At 68.3% G+C, this 17,095-nt stretch carries 14 protein-coding genes and 1 pseudogene; 5 read left to right on the top strand and 10 right to left on the bottom strand.

Going from position 1 to position 17,095, the window contains the following annotated elements:
• Positions 1 to 59: 59 nt before the first annotated feature.
• The 6 genes from GON01_RS15010 to ftsH all read right to left on the bottom strand — a co-directional run bounded on the left by GON01_RS15010 (position 60) and on the right by ftsH (position 8,305).
• Positions 60 to 926, bottom strand: a complete 867-nt coding sequence (locus GON01_RS15010; RefSeq protein WP_157028154.1) for an NAD(P)-dependent oxidoreductase — start codon at positions 924 to 926, stop codon at positions 60 to 62.
• 230 nt (positions 927 to 1,156) lie between these two features.
• Positions 1,157 to 2,107, bottom strand: coding sequence for a hypothetical protein (locus GON01_RS15005; protein ID WP_157028153.1), 951 nt, complete (start codon positions 2,105 to 2,107; stop codon positions 1,157 to 1,159).
• A gap of 69 nt (positions 2,108 to 2,176) precedes the next feature.
• A complete protein-coding gene (locus GON01_RS15000) occupies positions 2,177 to 3,130 on the bottom strand; it encodes an SDR family NAD(P)-dependent oxidoreductase (RefSeq protein WP_157028152.1) in 954 nt (317 codons plus the stop codon).
• Between the two features lie 5 nt (positions 3,131 to 3,135).
• Positions 3,136 to 5,556: a UDP-galactopyranose mutase gene (gene glf, locus GON01_RS14995; protein WP_232328865.1), complete on the bottom strand. Its 2,421-nt coding sequence runs from the start codon at positions 5,554 to 5,556 to the stop codon at positions 3,136 to 3,138.
• A 170-nt stretch (positions 5,557 to 5,726) separates the two neighbouring features.
• A complete protein-coding gene (locus GON01_RS14990; protein ID WP_157028151.1) occupies positions 5,727 to 6,173 on the bottom strand; it encodes a DMT family transporter in 447 nt (148 codons plus the stop codon).
• A 179-nt stretch (positions 6,174 to 6,352) separates the two neighbouring features.
• Complete coding sequence (ftsH, locus tag GON01_RS14985) at positions 6,353 to 8,305, bottom strand: ATP-dependent zinc metalloprotease FtsH (protein ID WP_157028150.1); 1,953 nt, start codon at positions 8,303 to 8,305, stop codon at positions 6,353 to 6,355.
• Between the two features lie 204 nt (positions 8,306 to 8,509).
• Here ftsH and GON01_RS14980 point away from each other — a divergent pair, with 204 nt between their 5' ends.
• The gene (locus GON01_RS14980) at positions 8,510 to 9,136 is read left to right on the top strand and encodes a PEPxxWA-CTERM sorting domain-containing protein (protein ID WP_157028149.1); all 627 of its coding nucleotides are present in this window, start codon (positions 8,510 to 8,512) and stop codon (positions 9,134 to 9,136) included.
• 24 nt (positions 9,137 to 9,160) lie between these two features.
• Here the strand turns inward: GON01_RS14980 and tilS are convergent, their stop codons facing one another.
• From tilS to GON01_RS14965, 3 genes are read right to left on the bottom strand one after another with little or no spacing between them, the layout of a single operon-like run.
• On the bottom strand, positions 9,161 to 10,066 hold the full coding sequence (tilS, locus tag GON01_RS14975) for a tRNA lysidine(34) synthetase TilS (protein ID WP_157028148.1): 906 nt from the start codon (positions 10,064 to 10,066) through the stop codon (positions 9,161 to 9,163).
• 43 nt (positions 10,067 to 10,109) lie between these two features.
• Positions 10,110 to 11,009 (bottom strand): hypothetical protein, encoded by a 900-nt coding sequence (locus GON01_RS14970; protein WP_157028147.1) that lies wholly within the window; start codon positions 11,007 to 11,009, stop codon positions 10,110 to 10,112.
• A complete protein-coding gene (locus GON01_RS14965) occupies positions 11,006 to 11,197 on the bottom strand; it encodes a hypothetical protein (RefSeq protein WP_157028146.1) in 192 nt (63 codons plus the stop codon). The genes GON01_RS14970 and GON01_RS14965 overlap by 4 nt, the downstream gene beginning before the upstream one ends.
• 146 nt (positions 11,198 to 11,343) lie before the next feature.
• On the opposite strand from GON01_RS14965, the gene GON01_RS14960 reads away from it, so the two are divergent.
• A complete protein-coding gene (locus GON01_RS14960) occupies positions 11,344 to 12,351 on the top strand; it encodes an endonuclease/exonuclease/phosphatase family protein (protein ID WP_157028145.1) in 1,008 nt (335 codons plus the stop codon).
• A gap of 170 nt (positions 12,352 to 12,521) precedes the next feature.
• Positions 12,522 to 13,106 carry a PEPxxWA-CTERM sorting domain-containing protein gene (locus tag GON01_RS17100; protein WP_157028144.1) on the top strand — a complete coding sequence of 195 codons (585 nt, stop codon included), beginning with the start codon at positions 12,522 to 12,524 and terminating at the stop codon, positions 13,104 to 13,106.
• A gap of 79 nt (positions 13,107 to 13,185) precedes the next feature.
• Here GON01_RS17100 and GON01_RS14950 read toward each other — a convergent pair whose 3' ends face one another.
• The gene (locus GON01_RS14950) at positions 13,186 to 13,575 is read right to left on the bottom strand and encodes a PilZ domain-containing protein (RefSeq protein WP_157028143.1); all 390 of its coding nucleotides are present in this window, start codon (positions 13,573 to 13,575) and stop codon (positions 13,186 to 13,188) included.
• Positions 13,576 to 13,734: 159 nt separating this feature from the next.
• Here GON01_RS14950 and GON01_RS14945 point away from each other — a divergent pair, with 159 nt between their 5' ends.
• Both GON01_RS14945 and clpB read left to right on the top strand, forming a co-directional pair.
• Positions 13,735 to 14,214, top strand: coding sequence for a response regulator (locus GON01_RS14945; RefSeq protein ID WP_157028142.1), 480 nt, complete (start codon positions 13,735 to 13,737; stop codon positions 14,212 to 14,214).
• Between the two features lie 211 nt (positions 14,215 to 14,425).
• Positions 14,426 to 17,003, top strand: a pseudogene (clpB, locus tag GON01_RS14940) (ATP-dependent chaperone ClpB).
• Positions 17,004 to 17,095 lie beyond the last annotated feature (92 nt).

Genomic DNA, 17,095 nt, shown 5'->3' with positions numbered 1-17,095 from the left:
TAGCGAGATCATGGCCGTGTAGGACAGAGTTTCTTCAACTCTCCGCTTGCGAGAGGCTCTCATTTCGGCAGGCGTCGGATGATGGCGCTGGTGTCCTGGCGGCCATAGCCGAGAGCCTGGCAGTCGGCGTAGAATTGGTCGACGAGGCTGGCGACCGGCAGCGTCGCGCCGTTGGTCCGGGCTTCGTCGATCGCGAGGCCCAGATCCTTGCGCATCCAATCGATCGCGAAGCCGAAATCGAAATCGTCGGCGGCCATCGTCTTCCAGCGGTTGAGCATCTGCCAGCTGGCGGCCGCGCCGCCCGACACCGCCTCGAACACCTTGTCGAGATCGAGATCGGCATGCTGGGCGAAGCGAAGCGCCTCGGCCAGGCCCTGGACGGCGCCGGCGATGCAGATCTGGTTGACCATCTTGGTGGTCTGGCCGGCGCCGGCGGGCCCGACATGAGTGATCCGCGCGCCATAGGCTTCCATATAGGGCCGCGCCGCCTCGACGGCCTTGTCGCGCCCGCCGCACATCACCGAGAGCGTGCCGTTCTCCGCCCCCACCTGCCCGCCCGAGACCGGCGCGTCGACGCACAATATCTCGTGCGTCTTGCCCTCGACCGCCAGCTGCCGCGCGATCTTTGCCGAGACGGTGGTGTGGTCGATGAACAGGCTGCCGGGGCGCATCGTCCGGAACGCGCCTTCGCGGCCCAAAGTGACTTCGGCGAGGTCATCGTCATTGCCGACGCAGGTGATGACGACGTCCTGTCCCTCGCCCGCTTCCATCGCGCTCGACGCCATGCGCCCGCCATTCTCCGCCACCCAGCGCTCAGCCTTGGCGGGCGATCGGTTGTAGACGGTGAGCTCATGGCCCTTGTGCGCGAGGTGGCGAGCCATCGGGGCGCCCATCACGCCCATGCCGATAAATGCGATCCGAGACATGGCAGGGGGATTAGTCGGCAAACGTGCGAGAGGCCAGACGGTTGTGGAAGCGGAGGTCCTGGGAGCCCCTCTCCCGCTTGCGGGAGAGGGAGGGGCCCGCCGCAACGCGGCGGGAGGGTGAGGGCTAAGCCCCATCCACGCTCGCTTCGCGTCGCTCTCGCCCCCTCACCCCGCTCGCGGCTTCGCCGCGAGTCGCCCTCTCCCCTCTGGGGAGAGGCGCTAAGCCCGCTCTACTGGTCGCCGCGCATGTGCCTGGCGATGGTGGCGGTCATCGACGAGCGCTGATTGTCGGCGGAGCGGTTGGCGGCGACCTTGTAGAGGGCGGCGAGATAGGCGCGGTCCCATTCGGTCAGGTCCTCCGCGCGATCGTCGGGCGTTTCCCGGAACAGGTTGGTGATGGTCGGCGTCGGCACCGGCTTGGGCGGCAGCTTCAGCGGGGCGAGCGCGACCATGGCGACGTAGGACGCGAGCGCGTCGTGCGACAGCTTCTTCACCCGGTTCACGTCGATCACGATGGTCGCCGCGCCGATGCTCTGCCGGCTCTTGGTGCCGATCAGGCTGCTGCTATAGTCGGCGACGTTGCCGGCCTGGTTTTCGGACTGGGCGAATTTGCCCATCGAGACCGAGCCGCGGGTGGTGTCGAGCGCGTTCAGCAGCGCCGGATTGTCGCCGATCGGCGCTTCGCCGTAGCGGCCCTCCAGCTTCAGGTCGTACCACCAGCGGACCGGATAGGCACCCGAGATCAGGTCGCTCCGCGCCGCGACGGGAATGCTTCGCGCCCGGTGCGGCTGCTTTTCGAACACTTCGCGGACGACGCCGGAGGGATCGCTGGTAAAGGCGACCAGGATGTTCGGATCGCAATGCTTGCGCTTCGACAGCTTGATGCCGGCATCCTTCGCGACCTCACGGATGCGCTCCAGGATCGGCTTTTCCTCGTCCGGCAGGGCGCCGATCACCTTCGGGCAGATGGCTTCGTTCCAGCGCGCGAGCTGATCGGAGGTATCGGGCGCAGCGGCGACCGCGCGGACGAAAGTCTTGGCTTCGGTGCGGATCTGGGCGTCGGTCTTGGCCGTCCCTTCCACCACGATGGTCGGGTCGCCGGCGGCGGGGGCCGCATCGGCCGCCCGCCCGGCCTGGGGCGCCGCCGATTGCGCAACCAGAAAGAGCAACGAGATCAACATCGTCCGCGCCTCCACCTGTTGATGCGACACTATCACATCAACGGCGGATGGAAAGACGGTGCTATAAGCCTATCGCCCGGCCACCTCGAAGTCCGCCTTCGGCTCGCGGCGGCGTGCCGGTTCTTCGCGGCTTTGCAGCCAGGCGGCGGTGCCGGCGGCGGCGAGCGCGCCGACGAAGAACAGGCCGCCGATCGCGGCGGGGCCGAGGCCGCCGCTGTCCTGCCCCTCGCGGTCCAGCGGCTCCGTCTGCTTGCGATGGACGGCGGCGCGGGCCGGGTCCGACAGCCATTTGGCGACCTGGCCCTGCACGCGAGTCTTCAGGCTGCCGGTCAGCGCGGCGTGGCGATCCGCCTGCAGCGCCTGGATCGCCTGCGCGGCGACATCGGCGGCATCGTCCTTGGCCGCCTGGCCGGCGGGCGTATTCTCCATGTTCGCGCGGGCGAAGAAGTCGGTCTCGGTCGGGCCGGGCATGAACACGGTGACGTGGATGCCCTTGTCGGCGAGCTCGTTGCGCAGCGCCTCGCCGAACGAGCGCACGAACGCCTTGGACGCGGCATAGACCGCCTCGAACGGGCCCGGCATGATACCGGCGATCGAGGCGGTGTAGAGGATGCGGCCCTCCCCGCGCTCCGCCATGTCGCGGGCGACCAGCTTCGACAGCTGGACCAGGCCGCGCACGTTGAGGTCGATCAGCCGCAGCTCCTGATCGAGATCGGTTTCGGTGAAGTCGCCGCCGCCCGAGCCGATGCCGGCATTGGCGCAGACGATGTCGACCAGACCCTGCGCCTTCAGCTCGCGGTGGAGCTGATAGACGCCGGCTTCCGACGCGAGATCGGCGGCGATCGTGTCGACCGCGACGTCGGGCGCGCGCTCGCGGATCAGCTCGGCGGAGGCTTCGAGCTTGTCGACCTCCTGCGCGGCAAGCGTCACGTCATGGCCGCTTTCGGCGAACTGCCGGGCCAGCTCGAAGCCGATGCCCGACGATCCGCCGGTGACGAGAACGCGCGGCCGATTTTCCGCCATGGCCTTCACTCCGCTGGAGTTGCCGCCGCCTCCGAGCTGCCGGTGCGTGCGATCAATGCCGAACGCGCGAACATGGCCGGGCGTTCACTGGCGGTCGCACGCAGCGCGGCTGCCTCAAGCGCCTCGCGCTGCTCGTCCTCGGCCGCCTTCATCCGGCGATAAGTCGCGAGCGCCTGCCCGACCACCTGGTCCATATTGTAATAGCGGTAGGTGGCGAGGCGGCCGACGAACACGACGTCGGGCTCGGCCAGCGCAAGCGCCTCGTAACGCTTGAACAGCGCCTGGTTCTCGGGCCGCGGGATCGGGTAATAGGGATCGCCCTCGGCCGACGGATATTCGTAGGTGATGCTGGTCTTCGGCGCCGTCTGCCCGGTCAGGTATTTGTATTCCGTGATCCGGGTATAGGGCACGCTTTCGGCCGGGTAATTGACGACCGCGACCGGCTGGAACTGCTCGGTGTCCAAGGTCTCGTGCCGGAATTGCAGCGAGCGGTAGGGCAGCTTGCCGTAGCGATAGCCGAAATATTCGTCGATCGGGCCGGTGAAGACGAGCTTGTCGTACATCACCTCGCGCCGCACATCCTCCCACTCGACGCCGAGCCGCAGCTCGATGTTCGGATGGTCCAGCATCGCCTCGAACATCCGCGTGAAGCCGTCCAGCGGCATCGCCTGGAACTGGTCGGTGAAATAGCGGTCGTCGGTGTTGGTGCGGGTCGGCACGCGCGACGTCACCGACTTGTCGAGCTCCGACGGGTCCATGCCCCATTGCTTGCGGGTATAGCCCTGGAAGAAGGTCTCGTAGAGCTCGCGCCCGACCTTGGAGACGACGACGTCGGCCGAGGTCCTGATCTCGTCGACCGGCTCGGCGCGGCTTTCCAGGAACGCTTCCGCTTCGGCGTCGGTCTGCAGGTCGAGCCCGTAGAGCCTATTCAGCGTGGTGCGGTTGATCGGCATCGGCACCAGCTTGTCGCGCACGCTCGCCAGCACGCGGTGCTCGTACGGCCGCCACTTGGTGAAGCGGGACAGATAGGCGAAAATCTCTTCCGAGTTGGTGTGGAAGATGTGCGGGCCGTAGAGGTGGTAGAGAATGCCGTCCTCGTTCGGCAGATCATAGGCGTTGCCGGCGATGTGCGGGCGCCGGTCGATCACCAGCACTTTCTTGCCGCCATCGCGCGCAAGGCGCTCCGCCATCACCGAGCCGGCAAAGCCCGCCCCGACGATGAGCACATCGTAATGCGGCTTGTTCGCACGCGGCTGCACCGCCCGGCGCTCGGCGGCTGCCTCGGCGATCAGCGCCTGCATCTGCGACGCGGTCTCGTCCCACGACATGGTCGACAGCAGCGCGTCGACCGGACGCAGCCACTCGCGGTTTTCCTTCGGCAGCGCGAGCGCGGCTTCGCAGGCGGCGATGAAGTCGGCCGGATTGCTCGCGATCCGCACCGCGTCGAGCTCGCCATAATGGCGGATCACGTCCTTGATCGGGGTCGAGACGACCGGGCGGCCCGCGGCCAGATATTCGGGGGTCTTGGTCGGCGAGATGAACCTGGTCGCCTCGTTGATCGCGAACGGCATCATCGCCACGTCCCAGCCCGACAGATAGGCGGGGAGCTCGGCATAGTCCTTGCCGCCCAGCCAGGCGATGTTCGGCTGGGTGGGGAGATCGTCGGGGCTGATCTTCACGACCGGGCCGACCATCACGAAGGTCCAGTCCGGGCGCTTCGCCGCGACCTCCGACAGGAGATCCAGGTCCATCCGCTCGTCGATCACGCCGTAGAAGCCGAAGCGCGGGCGCGGCAGGCTCGCCTGGTCGGCCGGGTCCGGCTGCTTCGCGCGCGCCTGGCCGAAATGCCGGACGTCGACGCTGGAGGGGAAGGCGTGGACGCTCAGGTGCCGGCCGCGCTTCGCCTCATAGAGGCTGTAGCCGCCGGTGAAGACGAGATCGGCGAGCCCGATCAGCTCCTGCTCCAGCGGCAGCAATTCGGGCGGCGCGAACTTGAAATTCGCGAGCTCGTCCATGCAGTCATAGACGGTGCAGTCGGCCGCCAGGTGCCGCGAGAAGGGCAGCATCATCGGGGTGTAGTACCAGCGCACCAGCGGGCCCGGGCGGCTGGCGACCAGCTCGTCGGCGAGGCGGCGAAGCTGCCGCTCGTGCAGGTCGGCCTCGTCAGGGTTCAGGTGCGGCACGGCGACGGTGACGCCCGACCTGGCGCAGATCGACAGCGCCAGCGACGGCTCCGCAACCGCGTCGAAGATCGGCTCTTCCCAGAACACCACATGGTAATCGCGCGCGAAGCGGCTCATCAGCTGCTGCGGCCGCTGGAACACGAAATTCCAGCGCAGGTGCGAGAAGCACAAAAGGGTAGGCTTGACGGACGATCCGCCGGAGAAAGCCTGACGCTCGCGGCGACGGGAAGATCCAGATTTCATAGCGCTCCTTCGATCGCCAGCCCGCACTTCAGCATCCGCGAGGACCGCGGCGCCCCACTCACTCATCGGCTGGCACGCCTGTAAAAGCGCCGGAACAGGGACTTAGTTCCGCCCGTTACGGCTCCGTTCGTCGCGCCTGCGCAACGGAATTCACCTGGGTTAGTCGCGCCTCAGCCGCGCCGCACGAGGAAGGCGCCGGCGAAGACCAGCACCAGGCCGAAGACTCGCGCGAGCGTAGCCGGGCGCGGCTCCAGCCCGAGCAGTCCGTAATGGTCGAGCAGCAGCGCGCCGGCGAGCTGGCCGGCGACGGCCGCGGTCAGCAAGGCGCCGACGCCGATCCGCGGCACGACGAACGCCGCCATCGCGACGAAGAAGGCGCCATAGAGCCCACCGATCCACGCCCACCAGGGCAGCGCGCGGGCGCCGGGGAGCGTGCGCGGCCCGCTGCCGGCGAACAGCAGCACCGCGAGCGCGACCGTCCCCACCACGAACGAGATCAGCGCCGCCAGCACCGGCGAGCCCGACGCCCGCGCGAGCACCGCATTGGTCGGCGCCTGCACCGCCATCAGCACGCCGCCGGCAACCGCGAGGAGGATGTAGAGGAGGTTCGCCGTCATGGCGGCGCCTTTGCGCCGGGCGCGACGCGGCTGCAATGGGAGTTAGCTGCCGTTTCCCTCTCCCCGACGGGGAGAGGTCGACTCGCGCGCAGCGCGAGCGGGGTGAGGGGGCAGAGCCGCGGGGACCCAAACAAAAGCGGCGCCGGATTGCTCCGGCGCCGCCCTTGGTGATGCTGGTGTCAGGCGCCTTGCGGGGCCGGGTCGCCGAAGGGGCCGGGCTTCTTGGGCCGGGTCTTCGGGATCGAGCTGCCGCCGGCGACCAGGGGCACGACGCGGCCCTTGTTCTGGTCCTCGCGGCCGATGTCCTCGCCGGCGATCGCGCGCTTGGCTTCCTCGCCGGTGACCGTCTCATATTCGAGCAGGGCCTCGGCAAGGCGGTGGAGCTGGTCGAGATTGTCGGTCAGCACCTTGCGCGCGGTCGCTTCGGCTTCCTCGATCAGGTGACGGATTTCCTGGTCGATCAGCCGCGCCGTTTCCTCCGACACGTTCTGCGAGCGGGCGACCGAGTGGCCGAGGAACACCTCGTCCTGGTTGTCGCGGTAGCGCAGCCAGCCGAGCTTTTCGCTCATGCCATATTCCATCACCATCGCGCGGGCCATGTCGGTGGCCTGCTGGATGTCGTTGGAGGCGCCGGTGTTCAGCTCGTCCTTGCCGTAGATCAGCTGCTCGGCGATACGGCCGCCAAAGGCGAGCGCGAGCCGCGCCTTCATCTGCTTCATCGACATCGAATAGCGGTCGCGCTCCGGCAGGTTCCAGGTCACGCCCAGCGCGCGGCCGCGCGGGATGATCGTCACCTTGTGCAGCGGATCGCAGTTCGGCACGTGCAGCGAGACGAGCGCGTGGCCGGCCTCGTGATAGGCGGTCGCCTTCTTCTCGTCCTCGGTCATGACCATGGACTTCCTTTCGGCGCCCATCATGACCTTGTCCTTGGCTTCCTCGAACTCGCGCATCGCGACCAGGCGCTTGCCCTTGCGCGCGGCCAGCAAAGCGGCCTCGTTGACGAGATTGGCGAGGTCGGCGCCGGAGAAGCCCGGCGTGCCGCGCGCGATCGTGCGGCTGTCCACGTCCGGCGCCAGCGGCACCTTCTTCATGTGAACGGCCAGAATCTTCTCGCGGCCCTCGATGTCCGGGCGCGGGACGACGACCTGGCGGTCGAAACGGCCCGGGCGCAGCAGCGCCGGGTCGAGCACGTCCGGACGGTTGGTCGCGGCGATGATGATGATGCCCTCGTTCGCCTCGAAGCCGTCCATCTCGACCAGCAGCTGGTTCAGCGTCTGCTCGCGCTCGTCATTGCCGTTGCCGAGGCCGGCGCCGCGATGGCGGCCGACCGCGTCGATCTCATCGATGAAGACGATGCAGGGCGCGTTCTTCTTCGCCTGCTCGAACATGTCGCGCACGCGGCTGGCGCCGACGCCGACGAACATCTCGACGAAGTCGGAACCGGAGATGGTGAAGAAGGGCACGCCCGCCTCACCCGCGATCGCGCGGGCGAGCAGGGTCTTGCCGGTGCCGGGGCTGCCGACCAGCAGCGCGCCCTTCGGGATCTTGCCGCCCAGCCGCGCAAACTTGGTCGGGTCCTTCAGGAAATCGACGATCTCCTGCAGCTCCTCGCGCGCCTCGTCGATGCCGGCGACGTCGTCGAACGTCACCTTTCCGTGCTTTTCGGTCAGCATCTTGGCCTTGGACTTGCCGAAGCCCATCGCGCCGGAGCCCGCATTCTTCTGCATCTGGCGGATCACGAAGAACGCGACACCCAGGATCAGCAGGAACGGCAGCGACTGGTAGAGCAGGATCATCCAGAAGCTCGGCTCTTCCTTCGGCTTTGCCGAGAATTTGACGTTCTTGGCGATCAGCCGGTCGATCAGGCGCGGATCGTCGGGCGCCTGGGTGCGGAACGTCGAATCGTTGGTGTAGGTCCCGCTGATGATGTTGTCGGCGATCGCGACGTCCTTGACCGAGCCGTCATCGACCCGCTGCAGGAACTCGGAATAGGGAATCCCCTCCCCGCTCGCGGTGCGCGTCTTGGTGTCGAACATCGACACGAACAGCACCAGCGCCAGCACGACGCCGAGCCAGATCAGCAGGCTCTTCATCCAGGGGTTGGACGCGTTCGGATCCTTCTTGTCGTTCATCGCAGGCGAATCTCACGGGGAACAGGCCCACAACATAGGTGCCGAGGAGTTAACCGACAATGGCGGCGGTGGACCGGATGTTCGCATGCCCCCGCCCGGCCGCGCGGGCGGCGAGATTGACGGACGGCGCCTGTGAGCGCACAATATGAAGATAAGGGAAACCAGGTTCGGTCGCGCAAGAAGCAACTGACCAAGGGGGTAAGCATGACCCGGAATCTCTTGATTGGCACCGCCATGCTGTTCGCGCTGGCGGCGCCGGCGGCAGCCGCCAATTACACCTTCAACGTGATCTACAGCGGCGGCGGCATGGCGTCGCTTGCGGCCGGCAGCGACGACCCGACGACGACCGGGCTGGTCGCCGGCGACACCTTCACCTATCGGCTGACCGCGGCCGGCGCCGGAGAATGGACGACGCTGCAGGCGGGCTCTATCTTCCCGTTCTTCGCGCTGACCATCGGCAACAGCGGCACGCGGACGCTCGATTTCAACCTGAACCTGAACAACAACGGCTCCTCCGTGTTCAACCATTCCGAGATGGGCGCGGGCAACTCGTTCGCTCACCTCGGCACGAACACGGTCAGCTTCGGCGCCGGCATGGTCTGGGACGAATATGAGCTGAGCGGGACGCTGCTGACGTCCACCACCGCGACCACCAACCCGTCTGGGCTGCTGCCCTGGCCGGGCCAGGGGCCGGAACAATATCAGCCGACCTTCATCGCCTTCAACGCGAACGCGGTGCCGGAGCCGGCGAGCTGGGCATTGATGATCCTGGGCTTCGGCGCCGTGGGCATGGGCATGCGAGCCGGCCGGGCGCGGGTGCGCTTCGCCTGATCGACAGGCGGCGGCCGTCGCCTGCTAGCGCGGCCGCCGCGGAGGCGCGGGAGCGAAGGTCCAGCGCGTGCCGGGGCCGGCCTTGAGCGTGCCCAGCGTGGCGGCACGGCCGGCCTGAAGAGACGCGATCAGCCGCGCGAGGTCCGCGCCGCGGGGAACCTCGCCGTGGCTGGCGAAAATGCGAAGCACCAGGCGGCGGAGCAATTCCGGCGGGAGCCCTGCGGGATCAAGGCTGGCGCCGTCGAACCGCTCGGCCCAGGCGCGGTCCGTGGCCCATTCGAGCGCGGCGTCGGACTCGGCCAGATGCGCCGCGCTGTGCGCAAGCCGCGCCGGATCGAGCCAGGCGGCGCCGGCAAGCAGCGCGCGCGCCGCGGTCCGGTCGTAGCGCGGGTCGGCATTGCTCGGATCGCGCGCGGGCGCGATGCCGGCGGCGGCGACGATCGCCTCGAGCTCGGCCTTGCGCGCGCCGAGCAGCGGCCGGACCAGCGTCACCCCGGGGCAAAGCGGGCGGGCAGCGCGGATGCCGGCCAGGCCCGACAGCCCGGCGCCGCGCGCGAGGCGCATCAGCAAAGTCTCGGCCTGGTCGTCAACATGATGGCCAGTGGCAAGATGGGTGAGGCCGTGGGCCGCGCACCATTCGCCCAGCGCGGCGTAGCGCGCTTCCCGCGCCGCCGCCTGCACGCTCCCTTCGACGCTGACGGTCAGCACGTCATGCGGCACGCCGCGTTCGGCACAGAGCGCCCCGACAGCTTCCGCCTCGGCGCGCGATTCCGGGCGGAGCTGATGGTCGACGGTGGCGGCGCGGACGCGTCCCGGCCGCTCGGCCGCGCCGAGCAACAGCAATGCGAGGCTGTCCGGACCGCCGGACACGGCAAGGCCAATGGTGTCGCCAGCAGGAATCGCGTCGAAGAGTGGTCCGGGTCCGGTCATTGCGTCGACTGTAGCGGCGCGCGGACGGGCCCGCACCCCTGCCCTATTTGCCGCCGAAGAACCTGATCGCGTTCAGCGCGCTTTCGCCATAGCGATCGAAGAAGTCGCGGACCGAAAGCCTGATCGCCTCGACCGACCATCCGTGGCGCCACAGCTTTGGGTCGGAGACGACGCGCTGCTGCCACCAGATGAACGCGCGGTCGAAGCTTTCCTGGCTGTCCAGCGACGACATGTCGAAGGTGAGCACGACCTTGTCCTTCACGCCCCGGCTGCTTGCCGGCGACCAGCCGATCAGGAACGGGCCCGGGCCGCTCAGGTCCGCGCCCTGCAGCTCGGCGTCCTGGATGGCGCTGATCCCGCCGTAAAGATCGTAATGGTCGATCACGAAGTCGCAGTCATCCTTCTTCGCAGGCGCGGCCTCGGGCTGGGTCAGCGGCCAGACCGTCACCATCCAGTCCGACCGGCGCACGCTGTTCGGGATCGCTTCCGGACGCGGCAGATATTTCACGAAGGACTGGCACAGCCGCCACAGCCGGGCGCGGGTGGCAGGCGTGGGCAACCCGCGCAGGGCCACCACGCCATAGGCGCCGATCCCGCGCGGCGGGATGGCCGGGGCCGGGAGGTACATCCGGACCGGCACCAGCCGCCGCGCGTCAGACGTGCGCGCCGCGAACGACCTGCCCAGCAAGGCGCCGGCGACCACGCCCGCCGCGACACCGGTCGACAGGTTGCCGTAGTTCCCGGACCGGTGGTCCGGGTCCTCGCCGTCCTCGACGCAACGATCCTCAAGCACGTGCTGCCCGGTCGGGCAGACGAGCGGCGACGCGCCGGGCACCGGCTGGGCGCCCGCCCGCGGCTGTTGCGCCTGCGCCGACTGGAATGCGTGCGCGGGACCGAGCACCGCCAAAGTCACGGAGCAGAGCAGAAGAAGAGCGCGCTTCATCGGCGCTTCCCGCGATGCCGTCTGGCGGTCCGGCGCGACCGGAGCAGGCTGCCCACGGAAATGGCAGCCACCAGGCAGACCACCATCACCAGCGTCGCGCCCGCCGTCCGCGTCGGCTGGAGAAAGGCGATCGCCGCCAGCCCCAGCAACAGGCCGATCAATGCAGATGTCCCGAGATTGCCGAACACCGCGTCCCCCTATCCAGAGCGATCACGACCCGTCAGGCCCATATTCGCGCGCGCCGGCGCGGTCCGCAAGCGATAGTCGCGTGAACCTCCGTGCGGGTCTTGGCGGCGAGCGGCGTCTGTGGGCCGATAGCGCAAGGACGCCGCCGATGAACCGGACGCTGATCGCTGCGATGCTGTTGCCGCTGCTGGCCTGGGCGCCGCGGGCGGGCGGGGCCGGCGGATTGCCGCCGCAACCCGCCCATCCGAACGAGCCGCTCAGCGTGCTGACCTACAATGTCCATGGCCTGCCCTGGCCGATCGTCGAGCCGCGCGGCGCGGAGCTGGCGGAGATCGGGCAGCGGCTGGCGCAGCTGCGGATGGCGGGACGGCAGCCGAGCGTGGTCGTGCTGCAGGAGGCCTTCACGGCCGAGGCGGCGCGGATCGGAGCGGAAGGCGGCTATCGCTTTGCCGCGACCGGCCCTTCGGCAGGCGAACGCGACGCGGCGGCGGTGCGGCTCGATCCGTCATTCGCCGCGGGCGCCCGCGCCGACAAGGGCGAGACGGAAGGGAAATGGGAAGGCAGCGGCCTGCGCGTCTTTTCGGATTTCCCCATCCTGTCGGTCCGGCGGATGGCGTTTCCGCCTGAGGCGTGTGCCGGGTTCGATTGCCTGGCGAACAAGGGCGCGCTGCTGGTGACGATCGAGGTGCCGGGCAAGGGCGCGGTGCAGGTCGCGGCGACGCACCTGAACTCGCACGCGGCTTCCGGCGTGCCCGACGCGCGATCGATCGTCGCCTATCGGGCGCAGGTGGCGCTGCTGGACGGATTCCTGCGGCGCGCCGCCGATCCCGCCCGGCCGCTGATCGTCGCCGGCGATTTCAACGTCGGGGTGGCGCCGGGCCGCTGGCAAGCGCTCGCCGGCCGGGCATCGGGCTGGGAATCGATCGGCGATGGCCGCGGCGGCGAAGCACTGCGCGCATGCGTCGCGGCGGGACGGGTGGACCGGAGCGGCGACGCCGCCTTCATCATCCGCCGCGCACGCGACTTCGAATTCTTCGCCCCGGGCAAGGCGGAAGGACTGGCGCCCGATCACGCATCGGTGGTGTTCGGGCGCGGGCCCGACGGACGGGCGCTGTCCGACCATCTGGGGTTCAGCGTGACCTACCGCATGGGGTGAGCACGCCTGCGCCGCCATTGTGCCAATGCGAGACAATTGCGATCGCAGCGCCAATCTGGCCGGAAATTCCTATCGGCGGCGTTCGTTCGCGGCTAAATTGACAGCAGCGACTTCGTTCTGTCGCCGCCACCCGCCGCCGGCGGGGGCAGACGTAAAAGGGGGTTTGTCACATGACGCGCAAACGGGGTTTCATTGCCGCCATCCTGGCGAGCGCGGCGCTGGCGGGCGCCGCGACTTCGGCCGACGCGAAGATCAGTGCATCGATCGTGATTCCGGATTCCGAAGTCATCATCAACTTCAACAACACCGGGCTGGACTGGGTCTATGCCGGGCCGATCGCGCCGAACGAATTCGGGCCCGGCAATATCGAGCCCGCGAGCTATCGTGCCGCGGAAGGCTGGCGCACCGCCACCGTGTCCGAATGGGCGCTCCGCCCCGAATGGACCGATTTCGTGCGGCCGGGCTTTGCCGCGCCGAGCCCGTCGTGCGGCTTCACCGATCACAGCTCCTACCGCTTCACGTCGGAATATTGGAGCGACTATGCGCACGTGGACCTGTGCGATGCGGCGGCCGGCCGCTTCACGGACGGCGTCAACGGCCCGGTCGCGGGCGTGCCGGAGACGATCTATGTGCGCACCAGCGCCGGCGTCATCGCGGTTCCGGAGCCCGCGACCTGGGCGATGATGCTGGGCGGCTTCGGCCTGCTCGGCAGCGCCGCGCGGCGCCGCCGCCGGGCTGTCGTCACTTACGCCTGATCACGCTCGCCCTCGGGTCGGGCTGGGAAACGCCGTCAGCGCCACGCTGGCGGCGTTTTCCATGTCCGCGTGGTGGCGGTCACCCGCCGGCGCGCGTGGTGACGAAGGTGCCATGGGCCTGCTGCAGTCGGCGGACCAGGCCGGGAGCGAGAGGCCGGGTGAATTTGAGCCCGACCTTCATCAGGTGCACCCAGCGCACTTCCGCCTCCACCACCTGCTGGGCGGCGAGGCGGAGCATCACATAGGCGCCGACGTCGAGCGGCTCGTCACACAGGCCGGAGGCGCCGCCGCACGACAGGTCGCGCAGCCGGATCGAGCAGCACCGCCCCTTGATCCGGACCTCGAACGGATGGCCGTCGAACGGCATGCGCGGATAGACGCGGATGGCATCCCAGGACGCCGAGGCGGGATCGGGCATGCCCGGCGGAGCCGCCCTGGCCCCATAGTCGTTGCTCAGCTCCTCGCCCACGTGCCCGGCATATCCTTCCGTCTCGCTGCTTCCTCCAATGGCTGGCGGCGTGCGATGGATCGGACCTGGCTAGCAAGGCGAGGTAAAATGCGGGTTAAACCTTCGCCGAGCCGCCACCGATAAGGAACCGGAAACGCCTTTGCGGTAAAAGGCGCGGCCATGACCCTGCCACGCGACGACGACGACCTCGACCTGCCGTGCCATGCCTGGGACGACGGCAGCGCGTCGGTGACGCCGGACCAGCTGAAGGCCGTGATCGTCGACGACGACGAGATGATGCGCCGGCTGGTGCGGAGCGCGCTCAAGAGTTTCGGCCTCACGCAGATCCATGCCGCCGAGAACGGCGCCGACGGACTCGAACTTGCCCGGCGGGAAATGCCCGACATCATCATCGCCGACTATCACATGCCGGAGATGCACGGGCTCGAGCTGGTCAAGGGGGTGCGCGAGAACGAGGCGCTGGACCGGACCGTGATCATCATGCTGAGCGCCGCCGACGAGCACGAGGTGATCGAGGGCGCGCGCCAGCTCGGCGCCGATACTTTCATGGTCAAGCCGTTCGAGCGCCCCGCCCTGAAGCAGCTGATCGACACGCTCTATCACCGCTTCAATTGCGCGAAGATCGCCTGGTCGGCCTGACGGTCGCGACCGGCTGAGGCGCGGGCGGGCGTCCGCTCCATCCGTGCTCCATTGCGTCACACTCCACGGCCGGGATAGCGTCCGGCCATGAGTCTCTACCTCGCCGTTGCCTGGCTGCCCTGATGCCGCTTCGGCACCGCGTTCGGGGCGGATGCGCCTTGTGTTGCACGAAAGACACACCACATCGGCGGCACTTGATTGAGGGGACCGCATGAATCTCGAAAAATTCACCGACCGCGCGAAAGGCTTTCTCCAGGCGGCGCAGACGGTCGCGATCCGCATGTCGCACCAGCGCATCAGCCCGGAGCATCTGCTGAAGGCGCTGCTGGAAGACAATGAAGGCATGGCCTCGGGCCTAATCCGCGCGGCCGGTGGCGACCCGGCGGTGGCGCTGAAGGAAACCGACGCGGCGCTGGCCAAGGTGCCGTCGGTCTCGGGGTCCGGCGCGCAGCAGACGCCCGGCCTCGACAATGACGCGGTGCGCGTGCTGGACCAGGCGGAGCAGATCGCGAGCAAGGCAGGCGACAGCTATGTGACCGTCGAGCGCCTGCTGCTGGCGCTGACCCTGGCGACCACCACCGCCGCCGGCAAGGCGCTCGCCAAGGCGAACGTGACGCCGGCCGGGCTGAACGACGCCATTTCCAAGCTTCGCGGCGGCCGCACCGCCGATACCGCCTCGGCCGAAGACCGCTACGACGCGCTGAAGAAATTCGCGCGCGACCTGACCGAGGCGGCACGTGAGGGCAAGCTCGACCCCGTGATCGGCCGTGACGAGGAAATCCGCCGTACCATTCAGATCCTCGCCCGGCGGACCAAGAACAATCCGGTGCTGATCGGCGAGCCGGGCACCGGCAAGACCGCGATCGCCGAAGGCCTGGCGCTGCGCATCGCCAATGGCGACGTGCCGGACTCGCTGAAGGACCGGCGGCTGATGGCGCTCGACATGGGCGCGCTGATCGCCGGCGCCAAATATCGCGGCGAGTTCGAGGAGCGGCTGAAAGGCGTGCTCGACGAGGTCCGCCAGGCCGAAGGCGACATCATCCTGTTCATCGACGAGATGCACACGCTGATCGGCGCGGGGAAAGCCGAAGGCGCGATGGACGCAGGCAACCTGCTGAAGCCCGCCCTCGCCCGCGGCGAGCTGCACTGCATCGGCGCGACCACGCTCGACGAGTATCGCAAATATGTCGAGAAGGACGCGGCGCTGCAACGGCGCTTCCAACCCGTCTTCGTCGACGAGCCGACGGTTGAGGACACGATCTCGATCCTGCGTGGCCTCAAGGAAAAATACGAGCTGCACCATGGCGTGCGGATCACCGACGGCGCGATCGTCGCCGCGGCGACGCTTTCCAACCGCTACATCACCGACCGCTTCCTGCCCGACAAAGCGATCGACCTGATGGACGAGGCCGCCAGCCGGCTCCAGATGGAGATCAAGTCGAAGCCGGAGGAGATCGAAAATCTCGACCGGCGCATCATGCAGCTGAAGATCGAGCGCGAAGCGCTGAAGAAGGAGACCGACGCGGCCTCGCAGGAGCGGCTGTCGAACCTCGACGCCGAGCTGGCGAACCTGGAGCAGCAGTCGGCCGAGCTGACCGCGCGCTGGCAGGCTGAGAAGGAGAAGATCGCCGGCGAAGCCAAGGTCAAGGAGCAGCTGGACCAGGCGCGGATGCAGCTTGAGCAGGCGCAGCGGCAGGGCGATCTCGCGAAGGCCGGAGAGCTCAGCTACGGCGTGATCCCGGCGCTGGAGAAGCAGCTGGCCGAGGCGCAGGGCGCGGCGGCCGGCGCGATGCTGCGCGAGGAAGTGACCGCCGACGACATCGCCGGCGTGGTCTCGCGCTGGACCGGCATTCCGGTCGACCGGATGCTGGAAGGCGAGCGCGAAAAGCTGCTCCACATGGAAGACGTGATCGGCAAGCGGGTGATCGGCCAGGCCGACGCGGTGCACGCCGTCTCGACCGCGGTGCGCCGCGCGCGCGGGCCTGCAGGATCCGAACCGGCCGCTGGGGTCGTTCCTGTTCCTGGGGCCGACCGGCGTCGGCAAGACCGAGCTGACCAAGGCGCTGGCCGAGTTCCTGTTCGACGATGCGTCCGCGATGGTCAGGATCGACATGTCCGAATTCATGGAAAAGCACGCCGTGGCGCGGCTGATCGGCGCGCCGCCGGGCTATGTCGGTTACGAGGAGGGTGGCGTTCTTACCGAAGCGGTTCGCCGGCGCCCGTACCAGGTGGTGCTGTTCGACGAGGTGGAAAAAGCGCACAACGACGTGTTCAACGTGCTGCTGCAGGTGCTCGACGATGGGCGACTGACCGACGGCCAGGGCCGCACGGTGGACTTTTCGAATACGCTGATCATCCTGACCTCGAACCTGGGCAGCCAATTCCTAAGCCAGGTCGCGGACGACGAGGACGTGAAGTCGGTCGAGCCGCAGGTGATGGAGATCGTGCGCGGCCATTTCCGACCCGAATTCCTGAACCGGCTGGACGAGATCATCCTGTTCCACCGGCTGGGCCAGGAGCATATGGGCCCGATCGTCGACATCCAGGTGGCGCGGGTGCAGCGGCTGCTCGCCGACCGCAAGGTGACGCTGGAGCTGACCGACGCCGCGCGCGCGTGGCTGGGCCGCGTCGGCTACGACCCGGTCTATGGCGCACGGCCGCTGAAGCGCGCGGTGCAGAAATATCTGCAGGACCCGCTCGCCGAGATGATCCTGTCCGGCGATGTGCGCGACGGCGCGACCGTCAGGGCCGACGAGGGGGATGGGCGGCTGGAACTGGCGGTAAGCTAGGTCCCGTTCAGACTGAGCCTGTCGAAGCCCACCCTTTCTTTTCTCAGTCAAAGAAGGAAAGAAGGAAGGGGCTTCGACAAGCTCAGCCCGAA

This window comes from Sphingomonas horti, from assembly GCF_009753715.1.
GTDB lineage: Bacteria > Pseudomonadota > Alphaproteobacteria > Sphingomonadales > Sphingomonadaceae > Sphingomonas_B > Sphingomonas_B horti.
The sequence above is the reverse complement of the archived record's forward strand: the minus strand, read 5'-3'. Positions and strand labels throughout refer to the sequence as shown.

Bases quoted from the DNA above. Each gene is read 5' to 3' on its own strand.
- GON01_RS15010 (WP_157028154.1), bottom strand. From the start codon at position 926: ATGTCTCGGATCGCATTTATCGGCATGGGCGTGATGGGCGCCCCGATG.
- GON01_RS15005 (WP_157028153.1), bottom strand. From the start codon at position 2,107: ATGTTGATCTCGTTGCTCTTTCTGGTTGCGCAATCGGCGGCGCCCCAG.
- GON01_RS15000 (WP_157028152.1), bottom strand. From the start codon at position 3,130: ATGGCGGAAAATCGGCCGCGCGTTCTCGTCACCGGCGGATCGTCGGGC.
- glf (WP_232328865.1), bottom strand. From the start codon at position 5,556: ATGAAATCTGGATCTTCCCGTCGCCGCGAGCGTCAGGCTTTCTCCGGC.
- GON01_RS14990 (WP_157028151.1), bottom strand. From the start codon at position 6,173: ATGACGGCGAACCTCCTCTACATCCTCCTCGCGGTTGCCGGCGGCGTG.
- ftsH (WP_157028150.1), bottom strand. From the start codon at position 8,305: ATGAACGACAAGAAGGATCCGAACGCGTCCAACCCCTGGATGAAGAGC.
- GON01_RS14980 (WP_157028149.1), top strand. From the start codon at position 8,510: ATGACCCGGAATCTCTTGATTGGCACCGCCATGCTGTTCGCGCTGGCG.
- tilS (WP_157028148.1), bottom strand. From the start codon at position 10,066: ATGACCGGACCCGGACCACTCTTCGACGCGATTCCTGCTGGCGACACC.
- GON01_RS14970 (WP_157028147.1), bottom strand. From the start codon at position 11,009: ATGAAGCGCGCTCTTCTTCTGCTCTGCTCCGTGACTTTGGCGGTGCTC.
- GON01_RS14960 (WP_157028145.1), top strand. From the start codon at position 11,344: ATGAACCGGACGCTGATCGCTGCGATGCTGTTGCCGCTGCTGGCCTGG.
- GON01_RS17100 (WP_157028144.1), top strand. From the start codon at position 12,522: ATGACGCGCAAACGGGGTTTCATTGCCGCCATCCTGGCGAGCGCGGCG.
- GON01_RS14945 (WP_157028142.1), top strand. From the start codon at position 13,735: ATGACCCTGCCACGCGACGACGACGACCTCGACCTGCCGTGCCATGCC.